Origin of the sequence: Synechococcus sp. BA-120 BA3, from assembly GCF_034931285.1 — a bacterium.
Lineage (GTDB): Bacteria > Cyanobacteriota > Cyanobacteriia > PCC-6307 > Cyanobiaceae > Cyanobium.
The window spans coordinates 1-1,314 of the sequence record NZ_JAYGHZ010000461.1 but is presented as its reverse complement, the minus strand read 5'-3'; the positions used below and the strand labels follow the sequence as shown (position 1 = coordinate 1,314).

The 1,314-nt window shown below is 68.9% G+C and carries 2 protein-coding genes; both read right to left on the bottom strand.

Features of this window, described 5'->3' with window-relative positions; all coding sequences use genetic code 11:
* Positions 1 to 213 precede the first annotated feature (213 nt).
* Entirely contained in the window at positions 214 to 576 is a 363-nt protein-coding gene (rpsF, locus tag VB737_RS16795; protein WP_500314647.1) for a 30S ribosomal protein S6, read from the bottom strand.
* A gap of 95 nt (positions 577 to 671) precedes the next feature.
* The gene (locus VB737_RS16790) at positions 672 to 1,139 is read right to left on the bottom strand and encodes a Tic20 family protein (protein ID WP_500314645.1); all 468 of its coding nucleotides are present in this window, start codon (positions 1,137 to 1,139) and stop codon (positions 672 to 674) included.
* Positions 1,140 to 1,314: the final 175 nt, after the last annotated feature.

Here is a 1,314-nt window from a genome sequence, read left to right as displayed (position 1 = left end):
CGGCTGGCCGGGTGTCAGCACACTCGCCGCCGGTGCTGTCGGACCGGCGGGCCAGCTGGAGGGCGCAAAGGCCGGCTGGGCGGGCAGGCCGCGCGACGCTGGCCTGGCTTCCTGGCCGGCCTCCTCCGCGTCCGTGGACTTGTCCGTCGCCGTCATCGCATAGCACCCATTGGGCGGACTGTAGGCCCAGTGATCGGCGAAGAACAAGCCGGATCAGGCCGTCGCCGCCTCGGTGGGGGCCACCTCGACCGAAGCGCCGGGGACGCTGCGGGGCGGGGGCATGGGACCGTCCTGGATCACGGTCAGGTAGCGGATCACGTCCTCGGAGAGACGCATGGCCCGCTCGAGCAGGGCCACCTGCTGGCCGTCGCCGCTGTGGTTGAGCTGCACGTAGATGCCCTCCCGATGCTTGGCGATCGGGTAGGCCAGGCGGCGCTTGCCGCGCATCTGGGTGTCGAGCACTTCGGCGCCGGCTTCGACGACGATGTCGCGGTACTTGGCGACGTGGGTCTCGACTTCCTCCTCCGGAATGTCCGGCCGGAGGATGTACATCGTTTCGTAGTAAGGCTGCGTCATGGTCGCCTGTGGAGGGGCTGAAGGGCACCGGGGCCCGTCAGCGACGGATCCAAGACCCTATCGCAGCGCCGTGGCCCCCTTGCCGGAGGCGCTGATCAGAAGAGCTGCATCCGCACCGCCTCGGAGACGGTGGGGATGTCGGCCTCCTTGCCCCGCAGGCTCTGGACCACCGAGAACAGCACCAGCAGCACCGTGCCCAGGAAGATCGTGTTGGAAAGGGTGCGGATGGCGAATCCGGCCCCCAGCGGCGCCAGCACCGTGTCGAAGGCCAGGCTGAGCAGCACCAGCACGATGTCGATGAGGATCGCCTGCAGCACGTTGAAGCGGATCGGGTAGGGCACCCGGGGGTTGCGCACCACCAGCAGGAACAGCAGCAGGAACAGCACCAGGCCGCCGAAGGGGATGGCCTGCTCCAGGACCACCAGGGGCAGGGCCGGCAGCGCCAGCCACCCCAGCAGCGGGAACATGTCGAACAGGGCCTGGCCGAAGCGCAGGGCGTCGCTCAGGGGCAGCAGGTAGGCCATGGCTCCCAGCAGCCGCTGCCAGATCGGAGGACCTTCCATGGGGGCGCTGGCTCAGGTGCGGACGGTCCCCGCAGGCTAGGGGGCCCCCAGCCGGGCCACCGGTTCAGGCGGGATGCTGTCCAGCGCTGTGGCCAGATGAATCACCTGGACAGGCGTCTGCAGCCCGGGATGAAAGAACACCAGATCATCGGCGGAAGCGGCACTGATACTGATG

What these genes read in the sequence shown, in the direction of transcription:
- rpsF (WP_500314647.1), bottom strand. Translation starts at nt 576, where the DNA reads ATGACGCAGCCTTACTACGAAACGATGTACATCCTCCGGCCGGACATT.
- VB737_RS16790 (WP_500314645.1), bottom strand. Translation starts at nt 1,139, where the DNA reads ATGGAAGGTCCTCCGATCTGGCAGCGGCTGCTGGGAGCCATGGCCTAC.